Raw genomic sequence first — 25,830 nt, forward strand, 5'->3', positions numbered from 1 at the left:
ATGAAAGCCATAGTCTGCGGCGCCGGTCAGGTCGGTGTCGGTATCGCCCGGGCACTCGCCCGCGAAGGCAATGCGGTGACCGTCGTGGACTGGTCCACCGAGCTGATCGACAATGTCGTGAACGATCTGGATGTGCGCGGTGTGGTCGGTCATGCCTCGCATCCGGACGTGCTGGAAAAGGCGGGGGCCCGCGAGGCGGACCTTCTGGTCGCCGTCACCTATTCCGACGAAACCAATATGGTGGCTTGCCAGGTCGCCCATTCCCTGTTCTCCACGCCCATGCGGATCGCCCGCGTGCGGGCTCAGAATTATCTAGACCCGGCTTGGGGCGACCTCTTCTCGACCGGGAATATGCCCGTGGACGTGGTGATCTCGCCGGAGCTGGAGGTCGGGCGCGCCATCCTGCAGCGGGTGGAAACGCCGGGGGCATTCTCGACGGCGGTCTTCTCCGGCGGCCGTGTCCAATTGCTGGGCCTGCGCTTGGAAGACAGTTCGCCGGTGGCGGGTTCGACGACCGAACAGGTCATGGAACTCTTCCCGGATCTTCGGGTGGCCGTGGTCGGCGTCCAGCGCGAGCGGACCTTGTTCATTCCCAAGCGCCATGATCCGCTTCTGGCCGGCGATGATGTCTATGTCGTCACGGAAAGTGCGCAGGTTCGGCGGGTGCTTGACATCTTTGGGCGCAATGCCGACCAGATCCGCCGCGTGGTCGTGGTCGGGGCCGGGAATATCGGCGTCTATGTCGCCCGTGCCCTGGAGCGTGCCGGGGGCGTGAAGGTCCGCCTGGTGGAAGCGAGCAAGTCGCGCGCCGAGAGAGCCGCAGAAAAGCTCAAGAAAACCGTTGTCCTGCACGGAGACGGGCTGGATTCCCGCATGTTGCGCGAGGCCGGGGTGGCCGATGCGGAACTCGTCATCTGCGTCACCAATGATGACAAGGTGAACATGCTGTCCGCCGTGATGGCCAAGCGGGAAGGGGCCGAGCGTGCCCTCAGCCTGATCAATGACCGCACGTTCGAAGGCATGCGCGAACCGCTGGGCATCGATGTCCTGATCGACCCTCGCGCCACGACGGTCTCCACCATCCTCCAGCATATCCGCCGCGGCCGGATCACCGGTCTGCAAAGCCTGGGCGGTGGTGAGGCGGAAGCGCTGGAAGGCGTCGCCCTGTCGACTTCACCCTTGGTGGGCAAGACACTGGAAGAGCTGGAACTTCCCGACGGCGTCGCGCTTGGGGCTGTGGTGCGCGGCGACAAGGTGATCCTGCCCTGCGATCAAGGCCGGATCCGGGAAAATGACCGGGTTCTCCTGTTCTGCAACACGGCACTCATTCCCAAGGTCGAGCATCTCTTCCGCGTCAGCCTCGAGTATTTCTAGACCATGTCGCTGGCCGCTCTCCTCCGGCCCTTGGGTGCTCTGTGGGTGTTGGTGGCGCTGATTTCGCTGCTGGCCTCACTGGCCGCTGTCGCGGTCGGGGAGCCGCACCTGGCCCCCTTCTTCCTGATCTCGGCCGGTCTGGCTCTGGTGCCAGGCCTGCTGGTTCTGGCAGCGACGCAGGGGATCCGCTTCCGGGCCAGTGCGCTGGATGCGCTCGGCCTGGCCTTGCTGGCCTGGGTCACCACACCGGCTGTGGCGGCACTGCCTTTCTGGATATCGGGCTATTTCGATCCGATCGACTCCCTGTTCGAAGCCTATTCGGCCGTGACAACAACCGGCGCGACCCTGTTGCCAGCGGATCAATTGCCTCGCTCCCTGGTGTTCTGGCGCGCCATCATGGCCTGGTTTGGCGGTTACGGGACGCTCTTGCTCGCGATTGCGGTGTTTGCGGCTCTGGACCGGGACGTGCCGGCCATCCGCCGTTCGCCTTTGCTGACCATCCGTCCGGACAATGTCTTTTCCCACCTCTCCCTGTCGGCCCGGCGTGTGGCCATCATCTATGCGGTGATCACGGCTTTCATCTGGCTGGGTCTGCTTTTTTCCGGCACTGAATTGTTCAATGCCACGGTGCTGGCCATGGGGGCGGTGTCGACCAGTGGCTACATGCCCGCTGATGGTGGCCTCCTGCCGAATTTCGGGGCGTTGGCGACTTTGTGCGTGGCTGTCGGGAGCCTCGCCGGCAGTCTCAATATTGCGTTGTTCTGGGATGTGCTGCGCGATCGGGGTGTGCTGAAGGATCCGGACATGGTCGGGATCGGCATCCTGACGGTGGGCTTGGCCGGGCTCTATGTCGTGGCCGCACCGGACATGGCGCATACCCATGTGCTCGACGCGCTCTTCATGGTGACCACGGCGGGCTATTCCGTGGCGGGTACACTGTCCCCGGTCCCCATCGCGGCTGTCTTCGTGGCCCTGATCGGCGGGGCGGCGGCATCGACCTCCGGCGGGATCAAAGTGTCGCGCATTCTGCTTCTCTGGCGACGCATGGGGTCGGAACTGGCTGTGCTGGCCGACCCGTCCAGTATCGTTCCGGTCTCCTTCCGCGGACGTCCGGCGCGGGATTCCGCCCTGATCGGGATCTGGGCCTATGTTCTGGGTTTCCTGGCCTGTCTGGGCCTGGGAGCCTTGCTGTTGAGCCTGACCGGCATGGATTTCGAGACGGCCTTTCTGGCGAACGCCTCGGCGCTGGCCAATATCGGCCCGTTGCTGAACGAAGTCCGGGCCGGTGATGGCTGGCGGGATATTGCAGACAGCGCGAAGCCCATCCTTATTTCCGCCATGGTCCTGGGGCGTCTGGAAGTGCTGGCCGCCGTGGCCGCGATCTGGGCCCTGTTCATCCGCAATTGAGACTTTCGCCGTGTCACGCTTCTCCTACGTCAATGGCCGTTTCCTCCGTCACGCTGATGCATCCGTCTCCATAGATGACCGTGGCTTCTTGTTCGGGGATGCGATCTATGAGGTGTGGAGCGTCCGCTCGGGCACGCTGCTGGATGCTGCGGGGCATTTTGCCCGGCTTCAGCGGTCCCTGGGAGAGCTGAAGATCGATCTGCCCCTGTCACTGGCCGCCTTGCGCCTGGTGATCCGCGAACTCCTGCGCCGCAACCGGGTCCGCGACGGGTTGGTCTATCTGGAGATCTCGCGCGGTGCCGCGCGCCGGGACCACGCCTTTCCGCCTGCCGGGACACCGCCCACCCTGGTCCTGACCTGCAAGCGGATCGATTTTGACGCTGCGGGCAAGCGCGCGGAAACGGGGATCGGGATCATCAGTGTTCCGGACCAGAGATGGGGGCGGTGTGACATCAAGACGGTCAATCTGCTTCCCAATGTGTTGGCGAAACAGGCCGCGCGGGAAGCGGGGGCGTTCGAGGCCTGGCTGGTCGACCAGGCGGGTCTGGTCACGGAAGGCGCTTCGAGCAATGCCTGGATCCTGACGCAAGACGGTGTCCTGGTGACCCGCCCGGCAGATCATTCCATCCTGCACGGCATCACCCGGGCCACCGTGATGCGCCTGGCCAAGGCGGAGGGCTATGCGGTTGAAGAGCGCGGCTTCAGCCTCGAAGAAGCCCAGTCCGCGCGGGAAGCCTTCATTACCTCGGCCACGACCTTCGTGACGCCGGTGGTGCGGATCGATGATCGCCCGGTCGGAAACGGGGCACCGGGCTCTCTGGCCGCGCACTTGCGCCAAGCCTATCTGGAGGCTCACTGAGCCAAATTCAGAGTCTGCCAGCAAGATGAGATGGTTGCAGGGCGTAGCCTGGCCTGTATACCCTGTTTACCGAATCGCATTTGCAACGGCGCATCTGGAGCCATTATGTCCCACGACAAAAAACAAAATCTGCAGGACGCATTCCTGAACTCAGTGCGTAAGACGAAGACTCCCTTGACCATTTTCCTGGTTAACGGCGTCAAGCTTCAGGGCGTTGTGACCTGGTTCGATAACTTCTGTGTTCTTCTTCGCCGGGATGGTTTGTCCCAGCTGGTCTACAAACACGCGATCTCGACCATCATGCCGGCCGCGCCGGTGCAGCTGTTCGAGGGTGAAAAGTCCGATGAAGAGAGCACGGTAGCTGAGAGCGCCACCGATTGATTGAGCGCGAGGCGCCGGTTTCCCGCGCCCTTGTCATTCATCCGACCGGTCGTGACGGCCTGAACCGTGCTGACGCACGGCTTGAGGAAGCCACGGGTCTGGCCGAAGCCCTCGACCTTGAAGTGGCCGAGGCCTTTATCGTGTCCACGCGCAAGATCGATGCGGGCCGGTATTTCGGGCGAGGCAAGCTGGCCGAGCTCAAGGAGCGCATCGTCGAGGGCAAGGCGGATGTCGCCGTCATCGATACGGCCCTGTCGCCGATCCAGCAGCGAAATCTGGAAAAATCCTGGAATGTGAAGGTCATTGACCGGACCGGACTGATCCTGGAAATCTTCGGCCAGCGCGCGCGGACCAAGGAAGGCGTTTTGCAGGTCGAGCTGGCGCGTCTGGCTTATGAGCGTTCTCGTCTGGTGCGGACCTGGACCCACCTGGAACGCCAGCGCGGCGGGCGGGGCTTTCTGGCCGGTCCGGGTGAAACCCAGATCGAGACCGACCGCCGCCTGCTGAACGAGAAGATGGCCAAGCTGCGGCGTCAGCTGGACGAGGTGCGGCGCACCCGTGGTCTGCACCGGGCCCAGCGCCAGGATGTTCCGTATCCGACGGTGGCCCTCGTCGGCTACACCAATGCCGGCAAATCGACCCTGTTCAACCGGCTGACCGGTGCGGGTGTGTTCGCCCAGGACATGCCGTTTGCGACGCTGGATCCCACGGTTAGGGCGTTGGAGCTAGACAATGGAACAACGCTGCTTCTGTCGGACACGGTGGGTTTCATCACCGATCTACCGACCGAACTGATTGCCGCTTTCCGGGCCACGCTCGAAGAGGTGCGGGAGGCCGACCTTCTGGTTCATGTCATTGATGCCTCCGACCCCGACCGGGACGGCCGTATCGAGGATGTCGAAAACGTCCTCGACGCGATCGAGGCCGGCCCGCGGCACGAGCAGGCGATGATCGAAGCTTGGAACAAGGCGGACTGTCTCGACGTCGATTCCGCCGAAGATCTGGCCTACACGGCCCAGATCGCCAATCTCAAGGCGGAGCGGGCGGTCAAGCTGCCGATCTCGGCGGTCACGGGCGATGGCGTGGACGCGCTGCTTGCGGCAATCGAGAAAGCCCTGGCCCGTGATGATGAGAAGCTGGTGATTTCGATCGCGCCGGCCCAGGCCCGGGCGCTCGCCTGGCTTCACGAGAATGGCGACATCATTGATACGCAGATTGACCCCGAGACCGGGGACAGCACCGTTGAAGTCCGTTTGCCGCCCGTTCAGGCGGGACGTTTCCGGGCCCAGTTTCCGGAAGTCGCGGTTCCGCAGGGCATCGCCGAACCGCCCGCCGAGGACGATTACTGAGCGGCTTTCGCGGCCTTGTCGGCGGCCTTGGCTTCATCCCAGAGGGTTTCCATTTCCTCGAGGCTGGCGTCGTCCGGCGTGCGGCCCTGTTCGCGGAGACGCGCCTCAATATGGCGGAAGCGGCGTTCGAACTTGGCGTTGGCCGTCCGTGTAGCCGTTTCAACATCTACTTTCAGTTTTCGTCCCAAGTTTGTGCAAACAAACATTAAATCGCCAATCTCCTCGGCAATGTCATCGGCATTCTTGCGGCTCATCGCCTCGCGCACTTCACCGATTTCCTCCTCGATCTTGGCAAAGACCTGTTCCGCGTCAGGCCAGTCGAAACCGACCCGGGCAGCGCGCTTCTGGAGTTTTTGGGCACGTTTGAGGGCGGGCAGGGCGACCGGAACATCATCGAGCACGCCATCGCCCTTGTCCGATTGCTGTCGCTCGGTCGCCTTGATGGCCTCCCATTCGGCGGTCTGGGTTTCGCTGTCCCGTGTTGTCGCGTCGCCGAAAACATGCGGGTGCCGGCGGATCATCTTGTCATTGATGGCCTGGCAGACATCGTTGAAATCGAAAAGGTTTTCTTCTTCTGCCATCTGGCTGTGGAATACGACCTGGAGAAGCAGGTCGCCCAGCTCATCCTTCAATTCCCCGAAGTGCCCCCGCTCGATGGCGTCGGCGACTTCATAAGCCTCCTCGATCGTGTAGGGCGCGATCGTGCTGAAATCCTGTTCGAGGTCCCAGGGGCAGCCGCCGTCCGGATTGCGTAATTGCGCCATGATTTGCCGGAGCTGATCGATCGGGGCGAGGGCGGTATCCGGCATGACGGCATCCTGTTTCGTTTGGGGGCGATTGTGTTCGCATCGGGAGGCGTCCGCCATACCTAAACCATGAAACAGTGGCCAGAGGTGGGGACTGATTATACTTCATGCCGCGACGCAGGAAACATGAAGGGGTAAGCCTAATGGCTTGAAACTGTGAGACTATATCTCAGAGCGCGAATCGCGGGAAGCATGATGCCAAGCGCTAAGGCGTCTATTTGTCTGACAATAAATCGTCATTGTGCGGTGCAGCAAACTGGTGAAAACGTTAAGTATGCGTAAATCGATGCTTCTTCGGGAACGCAATTGCATGTAGTGTCTGATCTGAAACCGAATTCTGGGATGAATTCGATTCGAACGGGGTGTGGGCATCCGCCGTTGCGAGACTGGATGACTGGCTGATCTGGGTGCTCATTCGGGCGCCCTGGGGGGAATAATGAACGTCTTGAAGATTTCGTCGCTCGTGAGCGGTGCCGCAAACCTGCTGACCCATGTTAGCAAGACGCTTCTGCCGGCCCTTGTGCTGGGCTCGGGGCTGGCCGCAGCGACAACTGGTCAAGGCTTTGCCCAGTCGTTTTCAACAACGTCGGCGATCTCAGACGTCGACGGAGGGCAGCTGCTGGCGGGTGATCAGCTCAGCCTCTCGGTGAATATCTGGGATTCGGACGCCACCTATAGTTTCGCGGACATCGCCTATTCCGTGGATTTTTCGACGGCGGATAGTGGTATCACTGTCGATACGGTCACCTTCAGCCCTTACTGCACAGATGCGACGCGCGGTTTTTCAGAGCAGCCTGGGCCAGAGATTGACGTCTACAATCTGGCGCCGTTCAACATCAACAATCAGGGCTTTGGCTGTTTTGCGACTTTCACCTTTACGCTGCCAGACGATATCGCGACCGGCACCTATACGGTTGACGTGTCTGATGCGACGGCCACCGCGATCGATGGCAGCATGGTGGAAACCCCGCACAGCCAGGCCCTGAATGATGCCAGTTTTACGGTCGTGGCCGACACGGTTGGGCCGACGCCGGTGATCTATACACCGGGTAGCGATCTTCCCGATGAGCCGTTCGATATCTCCATTCAGTGGGGTGAGACCGTCCAGAATTTCGTGTCCGGCGATATTTCTGTGACCAACGGGGCCGTGACCAGTTTTGATCCGGTGGTCGGTGAAGCGGGCGGCAGTGATGCGGCCAATTTCAATGTCACCATTACGCCGTCGGGCCCCGGCACCGTGACCATTGATGTCCCGGCGGGTGTGGCCGACGACCTTGCGGGCAACGCCAACACGGATACGGACAGCGCGTCGGTCGAAATCCTGACTCTCGCATCGATGACGTTGCAGGTTCTGACCAATCCGGTTGATGCCGGTGATGGTTTCTCATTCAGATTCACAGTCACGAATGACAATCTGTCGGCGTCCCTGTCGTCAGGCGCCCTCAGCATGACTGCCAGCGATACTCTCTCCGGATTGACGATGAGTCTGGCTTCGACGCCCGCCGAGCCTTGTGGAACGGGATCGGGTGCCGTGCTGACCAACAGCAATGGAACACTTACCGTCACGGGAATGGCCTTGGCGGCCGGTGCATCCTGTACGTTTGATGTTGATGCGACAGTCCCCGGTGGGGCGGCCAGCGGGAATTACAATTTCGGATTCAACTCCTGGAGTTATTCGCTGGACGGCAACCCCGTCACCGGCTCGGCTGTCGGCGCAACCCTGCAGGTGCCGGGCACGGAGGGCGGCGGCGCGCCGCTGGTATTCAGCAAGACCTTCTCCGAGGCCTCTGTTTCCCCGGGCTCCACGATTGATGTGGAATACCAGATCGTCCCGGCTGAGGGCTCGGATCTGAGCTCGGCCACTTTCACGGACGATTTTGACGCAGCCCTGTCCGGCCTCGCCATCACCGGTGATCTGCCGTCAGCCCCTTGCGGCACCGGCTCGTCCCTGTCGGGAACCAGCACCTTGACCCTGACGGGCGGCAATCTGGCCGATGGGGAAAGCTGCACCTTCTCGGTGACGCTGACAGTCCCGAGCGGGGCCTCCGGCGGCACCGTTACCAGCACAACAAGTGATTTGGCGGGCTTTGCTGATGATGGCGGCGGCGCGGCGGCGTTTACCGAAGGCGGGGCGTCCGACAGCTTCCAGGTCAACGTCGTGGCGCTGACCAACACGCTGAGCACGGACGCGACCTCGCCGGGAGTGGGTGAGGCTTTTGAAGTCACGCTGCGTTTCTCCAAAGCCGTAACCGGCCTCGATCTCAGCGATTTCAGCGTCGCCAATGTGGTGCTGAGCAATTTGGCCCCGGTGGCGGGAGAGTTTGCGTACACGTTCGACGCCACGCCCCAGGCGACGGGGGCCCTGTCGATTTTCCTGCCGGGGGACTCGGTGGTCGATGACGGTTCGAACGGCAACCCGCTATCCAACACGATCAGCTTGACGGCGGTCGCCGCGACGCCGGAAATCGATGTGACGGGTCTGGGAGTCGCCATAGCCGATGGCACGACTGTGCCGGATCTGAATAACGGCACGAATTTCGGGAGTGTCGGGACGTCGGGCAGTACGAAAGTCCGGACTTTCGTCATCACCAATTCCGGAACCGGCACGCTGACTTTCACGGGCGGAACCCCGATCACGCTGAGCGGAACGGATGCATCCGAATTCACCGTGGTCAGCCAACCGTCGACCCTGGCACCGGGAGCCACGTTCGACCTCCAGATCTCCTACGACCCGTCAACCAGTGCGGAACACAATGCGACGGTCTCCATCGCGTCGGATGATGCGGACGAGGACCCGTACACCTTTGTCATTCGCGGGACCGGCGCGGCGGGACCGGAAATCACCATTTCCGGCAATTCAATCGACATTGCCGACGGCGATGTGACGGCCACGACCACCGACCACACGGATTTCGGGTCGATTGATCTGGGTTCCAGCCAGGTCCGCACCTTCACCATCACCAATGACGGTGACGGCACGCTGACCCTGGGCGCCAATGCCGTCAGTCTCGACCAGACGGAAAGCCAATTCGCCGTGACCAGTCAGCCGGCGACCACGCTGGCACCGTCGGCGACGACCACTTTTTCCATCACTTATACCCCCACGACGGTGGGCGCGCGGGCGGCCACGGTGAATGTGGCCAGCGATGACGCCGATGAAAATCCGTACAATTTCGCCATCGCGGCGACAGGCACGGGCGGTGTTGAAGTCAACCTGACCGGCAACAGCATCGATATCGCGGATGGGGACACGGTTCCGGCATCCGCCGATGGCACCGATTTCGGTTCGCTGAATGTCGGAGATACGGTCACGCAGACTTTCATCATCCAGAATTCCGGCACCACCACACTGACCCTGTCGCCGGCACCCATCGAAGTGTCCGGCCAGAGTGTCGGGTCGACGACCGTGGATGTGTTCGGTTCCTCCGATTTCTCGATCACCAGCCAGCCGAGCACCAGTATTGCGGCCGGAACGACGTCCAGCTTCGTCGTGTCCTATACGCCCAGTTCCACCGGGACCGTGGCGGCCACGACGATCGCATTCGGCACGGACGACCCCGACGAGCAACGCTATGAATTCGCGGTGACGGGCTTTGCCACGGCACCGGAAATCGCGGTGACCGGCGAAGGGAATGACATCCCGGACGGTGATACGACTCCGGTGGCGACGGATGGCACCCTGTTCGGCAGCTATGACGAGGATTCAGGCTCCGAAGCGCAGACCTTCACGATCACCAATAGCGGTGACGGGTTGATGACCCTCGGGAGTGACGCGGTCAGTGTCAGCGGAACCAATGCCGCCGATTTCACGGTGACCGCGCAGCCCGCGACCACGGTTGCGGCCTCCGGCGGGACGACGACATTCGAAATCACCTTTGACCCGAGCGGCACGGGATCGCGCACGGCGACGATCTCTATCGCCAATGATGATCTGGATGAGGCCCCCTTCACCTTTGCGGTGGAAGGCGAGGGGCTGGACGTTACGGCTCCGGCGGCCTTCACGGTCGCGTTTGATGATGATCCGATCGGGAGCGCCGAGGCCAGTTCGACGAGCTTCACCTTCTCCGGTGCTGAAGTCGGTACGACTTACGACTACTCGATCTCCAGCTCAGGCGGCGGTACCGCCGTCACCGACACCGGTACGATTTCAAGTGCCGGTCAGACGATCAGTGGCATTGATGTGTCGGGTCTGGGCGATGGCACATTGACCCTGTCCGTGACCCTGGAAGATGCCTCGACCAATTCCACCGGTCCGGAAACGGACACGGCGAGCCTGGATCAGACGGCGCCGACCGTCACAATCACCGGGCCGAGCGCGTCGCAGAATGGTGCGTTCACGGCGACCTTCACCTTCTCTGAAGACGTCACCGGCTTTGCACTGGGCAATATCTCGGTCGGAAATGGCTCGGCGTCTTCTCTGGCCGGTTCGGGCGACACCTACACGGCGACCATTACGCCGTCCGCGGACGGAACGGTGACGGTTGACGTGGCAGCCGATGTCGCGACCGACGGTGCGGGCAATGGCAATACGGCCGCTTCGCAATTCTCTGTGGAAGCGGATGTAACGGTTCCGACCGTCGCCATAACAGGTCCGTCCGCAACACAGACCGGCGCTTTCACGGCGACCGTGACCTTCTCCGAGGATGTGAGCGGTTTCGCGATCGGCGACATTTCCGCCGGCAATGCGACCCTGACGAATTTCTCGACCGTCACCGCCCAAGTCTACACCGTGACCGTCACGCCCTCGGCGGATGGCAGTGTGACGCTCGATGTTGCGGCGGACGTGGCGACAGACGGGTCCGGAAACGGCAATACGGCGGCGACGCAATTCTCCGTCGAGGCTGATGTGACGGCTCCGACCGCGACAATTTCCGGTCCGACAACTCCCCAGAACGGGGCCTTCACGGCGACCATCACCTTCTCGGAAGCTGTGACGGGATTCGCCATTGGTGAAGTCGTGTCGAGCAATTCCGGCCTGACCGGCTTCTCCGGTTCCGGTGACACCTATACCGTCACCGTGACGCCGTCGGGCGATGGCCCGGTGACCCTGGATGTCGCCGCTGGCGTGGCAACGGACGCTGCGGGGAATGACAACACGGCGGCCAGCCAGTTCTCCGTAACGGCCGATCTGACGGCACCGACAACGACCATTTCCGGCCCGACCGATGTCCAGAACGGAACCTTCACGGTCGATTTCGACTTCTCCGAAGATGTGACCGGTTTCGACTTGACCAATGTCACGGTGGGCAATGGTGCCGCCTCGGTCTTCTCGGGATCCGGTGACAGCTATAGCGTCACGATCACGCCGAGCGCGACGGGTACAGTCACCGTGGATGTGGCGGCGGATGTCGCCACGGATGTGGCCGGAAACGGCAACACGGCGGCAACGCAATACTCGGTCGAAGCCGACCTCACTGCACCGACGCTGATCATCAGTGGTCCCTCTGCCACTCAGACCGGCGCCTTTACGGCGACCTTCACCTTCTCCGAGGCTGTCACCGGCTTTGCCGTGGGCAATATCACGGTGGGCAATGGTTCCGTCTCAGGCCTGTCCGGCTCCGGCGATACCTATACGGCGACGATCACACCGTCAGCCGATGGTACGGTGACCGTGGATGTCGCGGCCGATGCTGCGGTGGATTCCGGCAATAACGGCAATACGGCCGCGTCCCAGTTCTCCGTCGAGGCCGATGTCACAGTGCCGACCGTGGCCATCACCGGACCGTCGGCCACACAGACCGGCGCCTTCACGGCCACCTTCACCTTCTCCGAAGATGTGACGGGTTTTGCCTTGGGCAATATCTCGGTCGGCAATGGTTCGGCGTCTTCGCTGGCCGGTTCGGGCGATACGTATACCGCCACCATCACACCGTCCGCGGACGGCACGGTGACCGTGGATGTCGCGGCCGATGCGGCCACGGACGCGGCGGGCAATGGCAATACGGCGGCGACGCAATTCTCTGTCGGGGCTGACGTCACCGCACCGACCCTGGCCATCACCGGTCCGTCCGCGACGCAAACCGGTGCCTTCACGGCCACTTTCACCTTCTCAGAAGACGTGACGGGTTTTGCCCTCGGAAACATCACAGTGGGGAATGGCTCCGCGTCGTCTCTGGCCGGTTCGGGTGACACCTACACCGCCACGATCACGCCGGCTGCCGATGGCACGGTGACCGTGGATGTTGCGGCCGATGCGGCGTCGGATGCGGCGGGCAATGGCAATACGGCTGCCACCCAGTTTTCGGTCGAGGCGGACATTTCCGCCCCGACCCTGACGATCACGGGGCCGTCTGCGGCGCAGACCGGTGCCTTCACGGCCACTTTCACCTTCTCAGAAGATGTTACGGGTTTTGCCCTGGCCAATATCACGGTGGGGAATGGCTCCGCGTCGTCCCTGTCGGGTTCGGGTGACACCTACACCGCGACGATCACGCCGGCTGCCGATGGCACGGTGACCGTGGATGTCGCCGCTGATGTGGCGTCTGATGCAGCAGGCAATCTCAACACGGCTGCGGTCCAGTACTCGGTCGAAGCCGATGTCACGGCACCGACCCTGGCGATCACCGGTCCCTCTGCGACGCAGACGGGTGCTTTCACGGCCACCTTCACTTTCTCCGAGGATGTGACAGGCTTCGCGCTGGCGAATATCACCGTGGGCAATGGTTCTGCGTCTTCGCTGGCCGGTTCGGGCGATACCTATACCGCCACCATCACGCCGTCCGCGGACGGAACGGTCACGGTTGATGTCGCGGCCGATGCGGCCAGTGATGCGGCCGGGAATGGCAATACGGCGGCGACCCAGTTCTCCGTCGAAACCGATGTGACCGCACCGACCCTGACCATCACGGGGCCGTCGGCGACACAAACCGGAGCCTTCACGGCCACCTTCACCTTCTCCGAGGATGTGACAGGCTTTGCCGTCGCGGACATTTCAGTCGGCAATGGTTCGGCGTCTTCGCTCGCCGGCTCGGGTGACACGTATACGGCGACCATCACGCCGGCGGCGGATGGTACGGTGACGGTCGATGTGGCGGCGGATGCGGCGATCGATGATGCGGGCAATGGCAATACGGCAGCGACCCAGTTCTCGGTTGATGCCGATGTCACCGCGCCGGACGTCACCATTTCCGGCCCGACAGCGGCGCTGAATTTCGCCTTCACGGCGACCTTCACTTTCTCCGAGGATGTGACCGGATTTGCCCTGGCCGATATTTCGGTTGGCAATGGTGCGGCCTCGGCCTTCGCGGGCTCTGGTGACACCTATACGGCCACCATCACACCCTCTTCGGATGGCGCTGTGACCGTGGATGTGGCGGCTGATGTCGCCGCCGACGCGGCCGGCAATGGCAATACGGTGGCGACCCAGTTCTCGGTGGATGCGGACCTGACCGCACCGACCGTCGCGATCACCGGTCCGAGCGATGTCCAGACGGGCGCTTTCACGGCCACGTTCACCTTCTCCGAAGATGTGACGGGCTTTGCCCTGGCCGATATCACGGTGGGCAATGGCGCAGCGTCCGACCTGGCCGGCTCCGGTGACACCTACACGGCCACGATCACCCCGGCCGCCGATGGTGCGGTCACGGTCGATGTGGCGGGCGATGTCGCCACGGACGCAGCCGGCAATGGCAATGCGGTTGCCACGCAGTTCAGCGTGGACGCCGATATCAGCGCTCCGACTGCCAACACGCTGAACATGTCGGACCTGGATCTGCGTCTGACCGATGTGGGCACCAGTGTCACGATCGCCATCGGCTTCTCGGAAGCCATGGATACGGCCGAAACGCCGGAATTCAGCTTTGATCCCGGCATTGCCGACACGCTGACCTTCGATTCCGGTGCCTGGTCCAACGGCGACACCACTTTCACGGCGACCTTCACGGTCAGCGATGAAGGTGTCGGGGCCAGCGATGTTGATGTGACGGTCAGTGGCGCGGTTGACGCCGCCGGCAATACCTCACCGGATGCCACCTTCACCGATGTCTTCTCGGTCGAGATGCGGCGGGGTTCCATCGAGGTTGTCGAGACCATTGATGGTGCCATTGATGGCAGCTTTGCCTTCACCGGTGATCTCGGGGCTTTCACGGTGGATACCTCCGCCCAGACCGGTTCCGAATTCTTCGATGACCTGTCGGAAGGCAGTTACAGCTTTGCCGTGGCGGAGCTGGAAGGGTTCACTCTGCAGGACATTGTCTGCACGGGTGGCACGACCAGCATCGATGTCGCCTCAGGCAGCGTTGCGGTGACGCTCGGGCCGACGGATGCGGTCAGCTGTGACTTCCAGACGCTCGCTGATCCGGACATTGACGAGACCACCATTCCGGAGGTCGAGATCGAGCTGCCGGTCGGTACGGATGATCCGACGACCGAAACCGTGGCGTTCAGCCTCGACAATGTCGGTGGCGAAGACTTCTTCTTCACGGCCACGACGGATGTCGACTGGCTGCTGATCGACCCGACTTCGGGGTCGATTCCGGCAGAAGGTTCGCTGGAGTTCACGATCGAGTTCACCGATGCGGTGCTGGATCTGGAGCCGGGCACCTATACGGCGACGATCACCATCACGGAGACATCCGGTGGCGTGCCGAACAAGGATTATGCCAGCGCGCCGACCCTTTCGACGATCAACATTCCGGTGACCGTGACGCTGGAGCCGCGTGAGGGCAATCTGACGATTGTGGCGACCACGGCCCCGATGGAAGCCGGTGACGGCCAGTTCAATTACACGTCCACGCTGGACGGTCTGGACGGGCTGAGCCTGGCCACCTCGGGCGGCACCGCGTCTTCCAGCACGTTGACGATCGAGCGGGGCAGCTATGACCTCACCCAGCTCGCGTCGGAAGGCTGGGACCTGGCCTCCATCAGCTGTGTCGGCGACACGGATGGCGGTTCGGTCGTGGACCTGGATACGGGAACCGTGACGATCGACCTCGATGCCGAGGAAGACATCACCTGTACCTTTGCCAACCGCCGCAATGAGGAGTTCATCCGGGCGATCACCCTGTCCGCGATCCGGTCCTTCATGGCCGCCCGGGCGGATCTGATCCTGACCAATGGTCCGGACGTTTCCAGCCGCATGCGGGGCGACCGGGCTGGCGCCACTCCGACGCGCTTTGCCGCCGACTTCCGCGACGGCCGCTTCAATGCGGATCTGTCCACCAGCCTGAGCGCGATCCGCCAGGCCGCGGAAGCCAATGCGCCACAGACGCCGGGGCATGATCGCTTCTCGTTGGCCGGTCAGACCGGTCTGCAGAGCCTTGACGTCTGGATGCAGGCCAGTTTCTCCAGCATCAATGACAATCGCGCCGGACTGAATTCGGATACCGATTTCGGCCTCTACTATCTCGGCGTCGATGCCATGGCGTCTGAGAACATGCTGGTTGGTGTGCTGGTCCAGTTCGACCATGCCGCCACCACAACCGGCGAATGGCGCAGCCGCGTCGAGGGTGATGGCTGGATGGTCGGGCCCTACATGGTCGCCCGTCTGGGAGAGGCCGCCTATTTCGATGCCCGTGCCGCTTGGGGCCGATCGGACAATACGGTGAACCCGATCGGGCTCTACACCGATGCGTTCGAGACCGACCGCTGGCTGCTGGAAGCCCATTTGATCGGCGATATCACCCGCGGCAATTGGCGTATCTCCCCGGAGATCGGCTTGGCCTATTTCTCCGAAACCCAGGACGCCTACACGGATACGCTGGGCATCTACATTCCGAGCCAGGATCTCACGATCGGGCGCCTGAATGTGGGGCCGGAAATCGCTTACCGGTTCGAACGCGAGGGCGGGGCTTACATCGAGCCCTATGTCCACCTCAACGTGGTCTATGACTATGATGATGCTGACGTGTTCAATCTGAGTGGCCAGCTGCAGTCGCTGGGCTTCATGCGCGGCGATGCCCGTCTCGGCATCAATGCCGAACTGGGCAATGGCGGACTGATCTCCGGTGAAGTCTCAATTCTGGGTCTGGGTGAGGGCGAGTTCGAAGCGAACAGCGCCATGATCCGGGTCCGCCTGCCACTGAGCCTGCACTGAAGACGATAAACAGACGGGCCGGTGTCACTGCACACCGGCCCGTTTCATCGTCAGGCCGGGCGTGCACATTCCGCGAACTCGGTTAGATTGCTTCCATGCCCAATGATCTGGCTCGCCTTCACGATCTGGAAAGCGACGGTGTCCTGTCACCGGCGGATGCCGGTCATGCCGCCGAGGTCCTGCGCCGGACCCGCGAGCCCCTGGATCACATCCTCACCCAGCTGGGGCTGATTTCCGAAACCGCCCTGGCGGAGCGCTTTGCCCGAACGCAAGGCCTGGATCTTTGGACCGGAGGTCTCGGTGACGGGTTTGAACACCTACCCGATGTCTTGAATGCCGACTTCATCCGCCGGGAACGGGTCCTGCCGGTGGCGAGGGATGAGCACGGCATTCGAGTGGCCGTGGTCGACCCCGCTCGCACGGAGGGCCTGTCGGGTGTCGCCTTCGCTCTTGAGGCTGAAGTCCACCCCGTCATCGTCACGGCAAGCCGCTTCGCCCAACTCCTCGATCAGGCTCTGGGGGAGCAGGCCGGCAAGGCGTCCGCTGCGTCGGCGACAGGAAAGATCGACGTCTCCGCCGATACCGACCGTTTGCGGGACATCGCCAGTGCCGAACCCATCATCCGTCTGGTCAATTCCACCATAACCAGCGCCGTGGAAGCGGGCGCGTCGGACATCCATATCGAACCGGGCAGCCGGGATGCCGAAGTCCGCTTGCGGATCGACGGCGTGCTGAAACCGCGCGAACGACTTGCCCTGCCACAGGCCTTGGCCTTCATTTCCCGGGTGAAAGTTCTCGCCGATCTCGATATCTCCGAACGGCGACGGCCGCAGGATGGCCGGATCTCGATCCCTGTGGCGGGCCGCAGCGTGGATCTGCGCGTCTCCGTCATTCCGTCACAGCATGGCGAAAGTCTGGTCGTGCGCCTGCTGGACCCGGATGCCAGCTTGCGCGACCTCGATCATCTGGGCTTTCCCGAGCAGGTCCTGGGCGTGGCCCGAACCGCGATTGCCAAACCGCATGGACTTGTCCTGGTCACGGGGCCGACCGGGAGCGGCAAGACCACGACCCTTTACGCCTTCCTGCGCCAACTGGCGGACGGGCACCGGAAAATCCTGACCATCGAGGACCCGATCGAATACCGGCTGCCCGGCATTGCCCAATCCCAGACCAATCCCGCCATTGGTGTGACGTTTGCCAGCGCCTTGCGGTCTTTCCTGCGCCATGACCCGGATGTGGTGATGGTTGGCGAAATCCGGGATGCCGAGACCGCGCGAACGGCCATCCAGGCTGCGATGACCGGGCATTTGGTCCTGTCGACCATCCACACCAATGACGCGCCGTCCGCCGTGGTTCGCCTGATGGATATGGGCATTGAGGACTATCTGGTCGCCTCGACCCTTTCGGCGGTTTTTGCCCAGCGCCTGGTGCGTCGGCTTTGCCGGAATTGCGGCGGACAGGGTTGCGAAAGCTGTGGCGGCGAAGGTTATCAGGGGCGCCTGGCCATTGCCGAAGGCTTTGCGGTGGAGGATGCCGTCCGCAAATCCATCCAGACCGGTTTGAACGAAGCCGATTTCCGGGAGAGCCTGATCGGGCAGGGATATCGTCCCATGCTGCTGGAAGGGCAGGACCGGATCACGTCCGGTGACACGACCGAGGCCGAAGTCCGGCGCACGGTGGGTTGGACCGCGTCATGAACGGCGCAAGCGACGCCACCCAGAGCCGGATTTGGCGCTACACCGCTGAGGAGGACGATGGACGGATCGTGCGCGGTGAACTGGCAGCCCTGGATCGCGCAGATGCGATCCGGCAAGTGCACGCGCTCGGCGCGACGCCGGTCGACCTCCAGATCGTCAAATCGTCCAGACTGTTCCAGCTTCGGTCGCGCCGTCAAAGCCTGTCCTTGAGGGAAACTGTCGATCTGGTCCGGGGCATTGCCGATCTGGCCGCTGCGGAACTCCCGCTCAAGGATGTCCTGGCCAGTCTGGGAGAGCGCGAAAAGCGACCGGCCCTGAAAGGTGTGATTGCGCGGTTGGAAGCCCGCGTGCGTCGAGGCGACAGTCTCAGCTCCGCCGTCCGGGAGGATCCAGCTGGCCTGCCCAGAGCCCTCTATGCACTCGCCGAAGCGGGCGAGGAATCAGGCCTGCTGGCGCGAAACTACACGGACCTCGCTGATCAATTGGAGCGGGACCTTGAATTGCGCAATGAGATGACCGCGCAAATGGTCTATCCGGGCATTCTGGTCGTGGTCTTCATGGGCACGCTCCTCTTCATGGCCCATTTCATCCTGCCGACCTTCGAGAACGTCTTCGACAATGCGGCCACTCCACCACCAGCGCTGACGCAGTTTGTCATCGAGGCCGGTGCCTTCCTGCGCATCTGGGGTATCTGGCTGCCCGTCGCCATCGTCGGGCTGGCGGTTCTGGTCCAGACGGCCGCGCGCGCCATGCCGGACCAGGCTGACCGATTGATGGCGCAGCTGCCGGTGCTGGGCTGGATTCGCCTGCGGGTCGATACTGTCCGTTATTGCCAAGCCCTTGGGCTGCTTTTGTCCTCCGGCCGGCCGCTGGCCCGGGCTGAGGCTGTGGCGAGGGAAGCCATTTCCTCGCCGGGTTTGCGCCGTCGTCATGCCCGCGCCGCGGAACAGGTGAGGGCTGGATCGGTGTTTTCGCGGGCACTGGAGACCTGCCAGGCTTTGCCCGAAGACGCCCTGCGCTTGGTCGCGCTGGGCGAAAAGAGTGGTCATCTGGATACGATGCTGCTGCGGGCTGCGGCTCTGTATGACCGGGAAGTTCGGAACCGGCTGAAAGCGCTGGTGGAATTGATCGGCCCGGCAATGATCATCATACTGGCCCTGTGTATTGGCGGGGTCCTGGTCTCCGTCATTCTCGGGGTGCTCAGTCTCAATGAAGCGATTTACTGACATGAAAACCGATGACACACAGGCGCGGGACGCCGGGATCACCCTGTTTGAAATCCTGGTCGTAATGGTCCTGATCGCGCTGTTGGCTGCCTTCGTTGCGCCGCGGGTGATCAGCTATGTCGGCCGCTCCAAGGTGGATGTCGCAGAGGCCCAGATGGCTTCGATCGCGACCTCGCTGGAACTTTATTATCTTGATATGGGCCGCTATCCGGATGCCCAGGAAGAAGGATTGCAGGCGCTGGTCGAGCCGCCCGCCGACAGCCCGGCCTGGCAGGGTCCGTATTTCAGCAATGCATCCGGCCTGATGGATCCCTGGGACCGCCCCTATGGCTATGCGCTTGATGCGGAAACCGAGCGATTCACGCTGACAACGCTTGGCCGTGACGGGGAAGAGGGGGGTGATGGCGAAGACCGTGATCTCTCCCGCAGCTAGTCGGGGCGGGGACGTACCCGATCCTGCATCCAGCGGTTTTTCCCTGTTCGAACTCCTGGTCGTGCTGACCATCATGGGCGTGCTGGCGAGCTTTACCGGCATGGCCGTGATCCGGTCCGTGCAGGGCGATGTCCTTGATCGCGTCTCGGCCGAACTGGTCGGCGATCTGCGCCAGGCGCGAGCCTCCGCCGTGCGTGGCGGCACGGACTTCCGTCTTGATCTGGTGGACGGCGGGTATCGGATTGTGGGGGCCGGCCGGACGGTCGAGGATGGGCGTTGGCCAAGCGGTCTGCGCGCCGAATTGGTTATTGGGTCCGGGACCGCCTGGGTGGCCCGCTCATCGGCCCGGATTCCGCACCAGGCCATCCCGCTCTCGCAATTCCGGCTCCGCCTGGTGCGGGGCGATGAAGAGGCGCTGCTGGCCCTGGACCCGGTCAGTGGCGAAATCCGGCATGAATAGGCGCGGCGAGGGCGGATATGCCCTGACTGAAGTCCTGGTGGCCGGGGCGATTGCCGCCGCCGTCATCGTGGCGGCGATGGGCGGGTTGGGCCTCTCGACCCGCGGCGGCAACCGAGCCGATCTGGCGCGCCAGGATGCTTTTGAAGCCCGCAATATTGCCGCGCGGCTGCGGGCCGGAATGCGCGTAAGCCAGATATCGGACGCCTATCCGGACTGGCAGATCGACCTGTCGCCCTATGACCGCCCCGTTGACCCGGAAACCGGCGCTGTTCTGACACAGGCGCGCCTGATCCGGCGTCATGCTTTGGGCGTCCATTACCAGCTCGACTTCGTCTATCTGGAAGCCGGATCGCACCTGCAGGAAAGCGGAGGCCAGCCATGACCCCGCCCGCGGACAAGGAAGCTGGTTTCACCCTGCTGGAAGTCCTGATGGCCAGCGCCATTCTCGCGACGGTCGTGGCCCTGATGCTGCCCGTGGTCCGGATCGCAAGCCAGGTCGAAAACCGCAGCCAGGAGATGGCCGAGCGCCGCGCTGACCATGCAGGTCTTGAACGGGTCATGCGTGAACTCCTCTGGCAGGCGCAGTCTGCGCCGGAAGGGCTCGAGGGCAGTCGTTTTTCCGGCGATGCGGGGTCAGTAAGCTTTCTCGCCCGGCCTGATGGCAATGAACGTCTGTTCCAGGTTTCCCTGAGCCTGGAGGCAGAGGGCGTCCGGGTCTCATTGTCGCCCTTGCCCGGCGGTCCCGCTCACAGCTCGACCTTTCCGCTTTCCAGTTCGCAATGGCGTTTTCACTATTATGGCGATCCGGAGGATGGCGCCGCGCCGGTCTGGTCGGAGCGCTGGGATAAAAGCTGGATGCCGCGCCTGCTCGTTCTGGACATGACGGATGAGGACGGGCAGGTACGCAGGATTGAAACACTGGTCGGGGGCCAGGCCCCTATCGACTGTGAGTATGATTCCGGTCAGGGGATATGTTTGGGGGCGGATTATTGAGCTGGCAGAGCGATTTGTCCGGACTGTTTGAGGCGGCAGGCGACGTCTGGCGCTGGTCGCTGGGCCGCATCCGACCGACCTTGCCTCAGCCGCTCCGCGTGCTGGGCTGGCATGACCAGGCCGGTGTGTTCCGCGTGACGGACGACGCCTCGCTTGAGCCTGTCGGCATTCGCCAGACGTCCTGGCTTGGCGAGACCCGTCTCGTGCCTGCCAACAATGACGCCTGCCGGGCACAGCCCCGTCATGTCCTGGTTCTGCCCGACACCCAGCAATTCCGCACCCGCGTCTTGCTGTCACCAATGGTCGCCCGCCGGGGGCGCACAGCGCTGGAGCTGCGTCAGGACCGTTTCATGCCGCTGGCCGAAGCGCAGGGGTGTTTCGCCTACGAGGCCGACAGCGAAGTACAGGATGGCCGCCTGTCCGTGGACATTGCCGTCGTGCGGGCCGCGCAGCTCGGAGAATTGGCGGCGCAGCAACCGGATCGGACGGGCTTGGAGATCGCCGGTGCCCTTTCGCTGGAGGGGCGTAGTCGTTTTGTCCTGGCGCGGCACGGCATGAGCGGGCTGGCCAACTGGCTCAAACCCCTGGCGATTTATGTCCTGACCATAATCGCCTTGTTGGCCTGGCAAGATCGCTGGCAGGACCATGCGGATTCGGAAGCGGAAGTCCAGGCGCAACAGGTTCTGGCGGTGCGCAACCTGCGCGACCGGGCTGCAGAGCTGGATGCGGTGGAAGCCCGGCGAGCAATCGATGGGCGGCCCGTCTATCTCGGCGAAATCCTGCAGACCCTGTCCGGACTTCCCGAGGAGCTCGCCGGAAGTGATCGATTGCAGCGCATCAGACTGGATGGGACAGGGCAGCTCGATCTGGTGATAAGCCGGGGCGAGGGTGATCGTCTGGAAACGGGCAGTCGCCGTGTCCCGATCGAGGGGGCGCAGCCATGAGACTTCGCCTCGCCGGCTTGGTTGGACTCCCGTCCCGGGCTTTGGCCTGGTCTGTGATCGGAGGGATGCTCGCTCTGGTGCTCCTCCCCCTGGTCTTGCTCGCCTCGAAACTTGTCACGACCCAATCACTCCTGTCCGCCGCGCAGGGTCGGCAAGACGGATTGGTGGGGCGCATCGCGGCGCAAGAAGCGGTCTTGCGCGACCGGGTGGACGAGGTTCAGCCCAGCGCGGAAGAGCTCGCGACGATCCGGAACGCACAGCGCTCGAGAACGGAATTCGAAGCCCGCATGGAGGCGTTCACGCAAGCGATCGAAACTGCAGAGATAAATCTGGTACGGGCCGGCCCATTGGAAGAGGTTGAGCTCGATGAGGTCTGGGTGGAAGCGCGCTATCTCCTGCGTCTTGAAGGTGCAGCGGATACGCTGCTGACGCTGCTGTCAGCGCCGGAATATGCAGACCTCGCAGTCTCCCGGTTCGACGTGATTGCACGGAACCCAGCCGGCCATGTTTTGCTGGACATCGAGTTCCGGTTGGTCAGTGCAGGAGGTCTTGATGATCCGGCGCTTTAATCTCCTGTTCCTGACGCTTGTCCTGGCAATGAGCGGCCTGGTCCTGGCGGCTGTCTGGCCGCGCGGCTCGCAGGGGTGGGGGCCGTCCGTCGAGATAACCGGAGCCGCGATCATCTCGCCCGCGGCCGGAGACTGGGTGCCAGATCTGGCTGGCCGGTTGGAGCGCCGGGACCGGCCCGAACGTGTCGTCGAACCGGAACAGGATCCCTTCGCGGATTACGAACTGATCGGCCTTGTGGAAACCGGTGAGGCCCAATGGGCGCTCATCGCCGGCCAGGACGAAAGCCATACACTGGAGCTGGGGGATGAACTGAACGGGTTTGAATTGGTGCAAATCCTTGCAGACAGAGTAGTATTCGCTCAGGACGGGGATCAGGTCGTGCTCGAATTGCGGCGCTGAACAGGGAATGACGGGGATTCCGCAAATGGCCATTCGCAGTTTCATGGTTTCACTGGTCATGACGGCCGGCGCTTTGGCGCTGACCGGATGTGAGACCCTTCTGCCGGACGCCAGCCGGATCCACGCCGATCGCTATCCGGCTACGGGCAGCGCCCGGCAACCCGCTCCGGATCAGGTGACCGGCCCCGCCGTTGGTCAGGCGTCGGACAATGTAAACGGCGCGTCCGGTATGGAAGAGGCGGAAGAGGGCGATCGGCTCGTCTATTTCGAACAATCGACGGCGCCGCGGCTGGGCCAGACGAGCGGCCGCCAGGCGGATGGCAGCCGGACCCTGCGCCTCAATTTCGTTGATGCCCCCGTGGTCGAAGCCGTCCGGACCATTATCGAGGAAGCCCTGGGAGAGACCGTCATGGTGTCTGACGGGGTCGGTGGGCGCATCACGCTGACCTCTCAGGAGCCGGCTCCGGTTCCTGTGGCGCTGTCGGCGTTGGAGGCCGTGCTGTCGGAATCCGGCCTCGCCCTGATCGAGCGGGAAACCGGCTATCTGCTGACGCGGGCGGAGACGGCCCGGCCCAACATGCCCAACCAGTCCGGCCAGTTGGGCTATGGTGGCCGGATCGTGCCGGTCGTGAACACCGACCCGTCCTCGATCCTGCTCTTGATCGATCCTTTCCTCAGCGACCAGTTGGAAGCCATTCCTCTGGATGAAGCCGGCGTGATCGTTCTGGCCGGGCCGGGCAGTGAGGTTCAGGCGGCTGAAAGCGCCGTGCGGACCTTCGACCGCCCCTTCCTGACCAATCGCGTCTTCGGCATGTTCGAACTGCGTTACGTCAACGCGCAGACGGCCAAGACGGAGGTTGATACCGTCCTCCAGGGGCTCGGCGTCTCGCGCAATGCGGCCCAGACGATTGCGCTGTCGCGTCTCAATCTTCTCTTCGTCACAACCCGGGACCGCGGACATTTCAACCAGGTTCGCGACTTCGTGGAACGCTTTGACCGGCCGGCCGGCGGGGATACGCGGCGCTTGCGCTATTATGTGGCCCGCAATGCGCCCGCCGCGACGCTGGCCTCACAGATATCGGCGGCCTTCGCCGGCAGTGCGACGGGCAGCGGTGCGGGCGCCGATCCGCGCTTTGCAGGGGATGACGAGGCCGGCGGAGATACGGGCGAGGAAGAGAGCCGTCTGGCGATCATCCCGGACCTGCTCAACAACGCCCTCATCATCCGCGCAACCGATCAGGAGTATCGCGAGATCATCGAGCTGGTGGAGCGCATGGATGTCATGCCGCCCCAGGTCCTGATCGAGGCCACGATTGCGGAAGTGCGTCTTGTCGACGGTCTGGACTTCGGTGTGCGCTGGTTCTTCGAGAGCCAAGGCGGAGAGGGTGATTCCCTGACCAGCTTTGTCGACAATGAGAATGGCACGAACACGCCGGTCTATCCGGGCTTCAACTACGCCTTCACCGGTACCGATTTTCAGGCGACGCTCAGCGCGCTGAATTCAATCACCGATGTCACGGTTCTGTCGGCTCCGTCGATCATGGTCCAGAACAATCAGACGGCGCATCTTCAGGTCGGGGATGAAGTACCGATCGTGACCCAGACCGCCACATCCGTGGTCGAGGCGAATGCGCCGCTGGTCTCGTCCATCGAGCTGCGCGAAACCGGCGTCATCCTGGAAGTGACCCCGCGGATCAATGCCAGCGGCCTGGTGGTGCTGGATGTGAACCAGGAAGTCTCGTCCGTGCGTCCGACGACGACGTCCGGCATCGATTCTCCGACCATCCAGAAGCTGGAATTCACGAGCACCGTGGCGGTGCGGAGCGCGAATACAATCGCTCTGGGCGGCCTGATCCGGGAAACGCGGACCGACAATGAAACCGCCATTCCGCTGATCAGCCGGGTTCCGGGTCTGGGCAATGCCTTCCGCAATCGCCAGATGTCCAGTGAGCGCAGCGAATTGGTGATCTTCCTGACGCCGCGCATCATCAACAATGATGACGACGCCGCGGCCGCGCTGACGCATCTGCGCCGGGAACTGGAAGCCCTGGAAGCCCGCCAGCAGGACCTGTTCGAGTAAATGTCCGGGGTGGCCCGGATATCCCGCTCACGGGGTTCAGCGCTGCTCCTCGTTCTCTGGCTGAGCCTGCTATTGGCGACCATTCTCCTGGCTGTTGCGGTTCTCGTTCAGGCCCAGGTCCGGGCCGCGCGTTCGGAGGTGGATGATACCCGAACCCGTGAAATCCTGCGCTCGGCGCTCGATGTGGCGGCGTTCGACACGGCCCTGATCGGACGCACTGCGCTGTCGGAGTTTCCCCGAACGATTTCGGTCGCAGGGCAGCGCGTGACCGTCGACCTGTCCCCGTCACAGGACATGCTGGATATCAATCTGGCCAATGATGTAGACTGGATCGCGCTGTGGGTTCGGCTGGGAGAACCGGAGGCGGAAGCGCGGCGACTGGCCGATCTCATTCTGGATTGGCGCGATCCCGACGATCAGCCGCGGGCCTTTGGATTTGAAGGCGGTGACGGTGAGCGCCGGACCATGAACCGGGCCTTTTCCAGCGTTGAAGAGCTGAGCCGGGTCACCGGCGTCACGCCGCGGCGTCTGGCGTGTGTGCGTCCCTTCGTGACCGCGCTCGGTGGCACGCGATTGCCGGAATTCGATGATTTGCAAGGGGCACAGGCCCTGACCATCGACGGGATGCGGACCGCGTTTCGGGCACGCATGGCCGGGCCCGGCGGTCGCACGGAAAGCATGACGGGGCTGGCTCTTTTCGCGGCTGAACAGGACCGACCCTTTGAATGGGTCAGCTTTGGTGTGGACCGGCCATATTCAGACGCGTGTGGACAAGCACCCACAACCGCTCTGGATACACAACCAGACGCGTGGCATTAA

General features: G+C 63.1%; 18 protein-coding genes. 17 read left to right on the top strand and 1 reads right to left on the bottom strand.

Features of this window, described 5'->3' with window-relative positions:
* From trkA to hflX, 5 genes are all read left to right on the top strand, one after another.
* Entirely contained in the window at positions 1-1,374 is a 1,374-nt protein-coding gene (trkA, locus tag FCS99_RS01280; RefSeq protein WP_138509749.1) for a Trk system potassium transporter TrkA, read from the top strand.
* A gap of 51 nt (positions 1,375-1,425) precedes the next feature.
* A complete protein-coding gene (locus FCS99_RS01285; RefSeq protein WP_171036195.1) occupies positions 1,426-2,781 on the top strand; it encodes a potassium transporter TrkG in 1,356 nt (451 codons plus the stop codon).
* A gap of 10 nt (positions 2,782-2,791) precedes the next feature.
* Entirely contained in the window at positions 2,792-3,640 is an 849-nt protein-coding gene (locus FCS99_RS01290) for a D-amino-acid transaminase (RefSeq protein ID WP_138509753.1), read from the top strand.
* A 105-nt stretch (positions 3,641-3,745) separates the two neighbouring features.
* The gene (gene hfq, locus FCS99_RS01295; protein ID WP_138509755.1) at positions 3,746-4,021 is read left to right on the top strand and encodes an RNA chaperone Hfq; all 276 of its coding nucleotides are present in this window, start codon (positions 3,746-3,748) and stop codon (positions 4,019-4,021) included.
* Complete coding sequence (gene hflX / locus FCS99_RS01300) at positions 4,018-5,370, top strand: GTPase HflX (RefSeq protein WP_138509757.1); 1,353 nt, start codon at positions 4,018-4,020, stop codon at positions 5,368-5,370. The genes hfq and hflX overlap by 4 nt, the downstream gene beginning before the upstream one ends.
* Here hflX and mazG read toward each other — a convergent pair.
* On the bottom strand, positions 5,364-6,179 hold the full coding sequence (gene mazG / locus FCS99_RS01305; protein WP_138509759.1) for a nucleoside triphosphate pyrophosphohydrolase: 816 nt from the start codon (positions 6,177-6,179) through the stop codon (positions 5,364-5,366). The two genes, hflX and mazG, sit on opposite strands and share 7 nt — an antisense overlap.
* A 433-nt stretch (positions 6,180-6,612) precedes the next feature.
* Here mazG and FCS99_RS01310 point away from each other — a divergent pair, with 433 nt between their 5' ends.
* From FCS99_RS01310 to FCS99_RS01365, 12 genes are all read left to right on the top strand, one after another.
* Positions 6,613-16,209, top strand: a complete 9,597-nt coding sequence (locus FCS99_RS01310) for an Ig-like domain-containing protein (RefSeq protein WP_138509761.1) — start codon at positions 6,613-6,615, stop codon at positions 16,207-16,209.
* A 95-nt stretch (positions 16,210-16,304) separates the two neighbouring features.
* Positions 16,305-17,906, top strand: coding sequence for a GspE/PulE family protein (locus tag FCS99_RS01315; RefSeq protein WP_138509763.1), 1,602 nt, complete (start codon positions 16,305-16,307; stop codon positions 17,904-17,906).
* Positions 17,903-19,132, top strand: coding sequence for a type II secretion system F family protein (locus FCS99_RS01320; protein WP_138509765.1), 1,230 nt, complete (start codon positions 17,903-17,905; stop codon positions 19,130-19,132). Before FCS99_RS01315 ends, FCS99_RS01320 begins: the two co-directional genes overlap by 4 nt.
* Before the next feature lies 1 nt (position 19,133).
* Positions 19,134-19,565, top strand: coding sequence for a type II secretion system major pseudopilin GspG (gene gspG, locus FCS99_RS01325; protein WP_233352612.1), 432 nt, complete (start codon positions 19,134-19,136; stop codon positions 19,563-19,565).
* Positions 19,534-20,025: a prepilin-type N-terminal cleavage/methylation domain-containing protein gene (locus FCS99_RS01330; RefSeq protein WP_138509769.1), complete on the top strand. Its 492-nt coding sequence runs from the start codon at positions 19,534-19,536 to the stop codon at positions 20,023-20,025. Before gspG ends, FCS99_RS01330 begins: the two co-directional genes overlap by 32 nt.
* The gene (locus tag FCS99_RS01335; protein WP_138509771.1) at positions 20,018-20,407 is read left to right on the top strand and encodes a hypothetical protein; all 390 of its coding nucleotides are present in this window, start codon (positions 20,018-20,020) and stop codon (positions 20,405-20,407) included. The genes FCS99_RS01330 and FCS99_RS01335 overlap by 8 nt, the downstream gene beginning before the upstream one ends.
* Complete coding sequence (locus FCS99_RS01340; RefSeq protein WP_138509773.1) at positions 20,404-21,018, top strand: prepilin-type N-terminal cleavage/methylation domain-containing protein; 615 nt, start codon at positions 20,404-20,406, stop codon at positions 21,016-21,018. The genes FCS99_RS01335 and FCS99_RS01340 overlap by 4 nt, the downstream gene beginning before the upstream one ends.
* Positions 21,019-21,032: 14 nt before the next feature.
* The gene (locus tag FCS99_RS01345; protein ID WP_138509775.1) at positions 21,033-21,962 is read left to right on the top strand and encodes a hypothetical protein; all 930 of its coding nucleotides are present in this window, start codon (positions 21,033-21,035) and stop codon (positions 21,960-21,962) included.
* A complete protein-coding gene (locus tag FCS99_RS01350) occupies positions 21,959-22,531 on the top strand; it encodes a hypothetical protein (RefSeq protein ID WP_138509777.1) in 573 nt (190 codons plus the stop codon). The genes FCS99_RS01345 and FCS99_RS01350 overlap by 4 nt, the downstream gene beginning before the upstream one ends.
* Complete coding sequence (locus FCS99_RS01355) at positions 22,515-22,931, top strand: hypothetical protein (RefSeq protein WP_138509779.1); 417 nt, start codon at positions 22,515-22,517, stop codon at positions 22,929-22,931. The genes FCS99_RS01350 and FCS99_RS01355 overlap by 17 nt, the downstream gene beginning before the upstream one ends.
* A gap of 25 nt (positions 22,932-22,956) precedes the next feature.
* Positions 22,957-25,011, top strand: a complete 2,055-nt coding sequence (gene gspD / locus FCS99_RS01360; RefSeq protein ID WP_171036196.1) for a type II secretion system secretin GspD — start codon at positions 22,957-22,959, stop codon at positions 25,009-25,011.
* Entirely contained in the window at positions 25,012-25,830 is an 819-nt protein-coding gene (locus FCS99_RS01365; protein WP_138509783.1) for a type II secretion system protein GspK, read from the top strand.

The organism is Maricaulis alexandrii, assembly GCF_005871165.1.
GTDB classification, from domain to species: domain Bacteria; phylum Pseudomonadota; class Alphaproteobacteria; order Caulobacterales; family Maricaulaceae; genus Maricaulis; species Maricaulis alexandrii.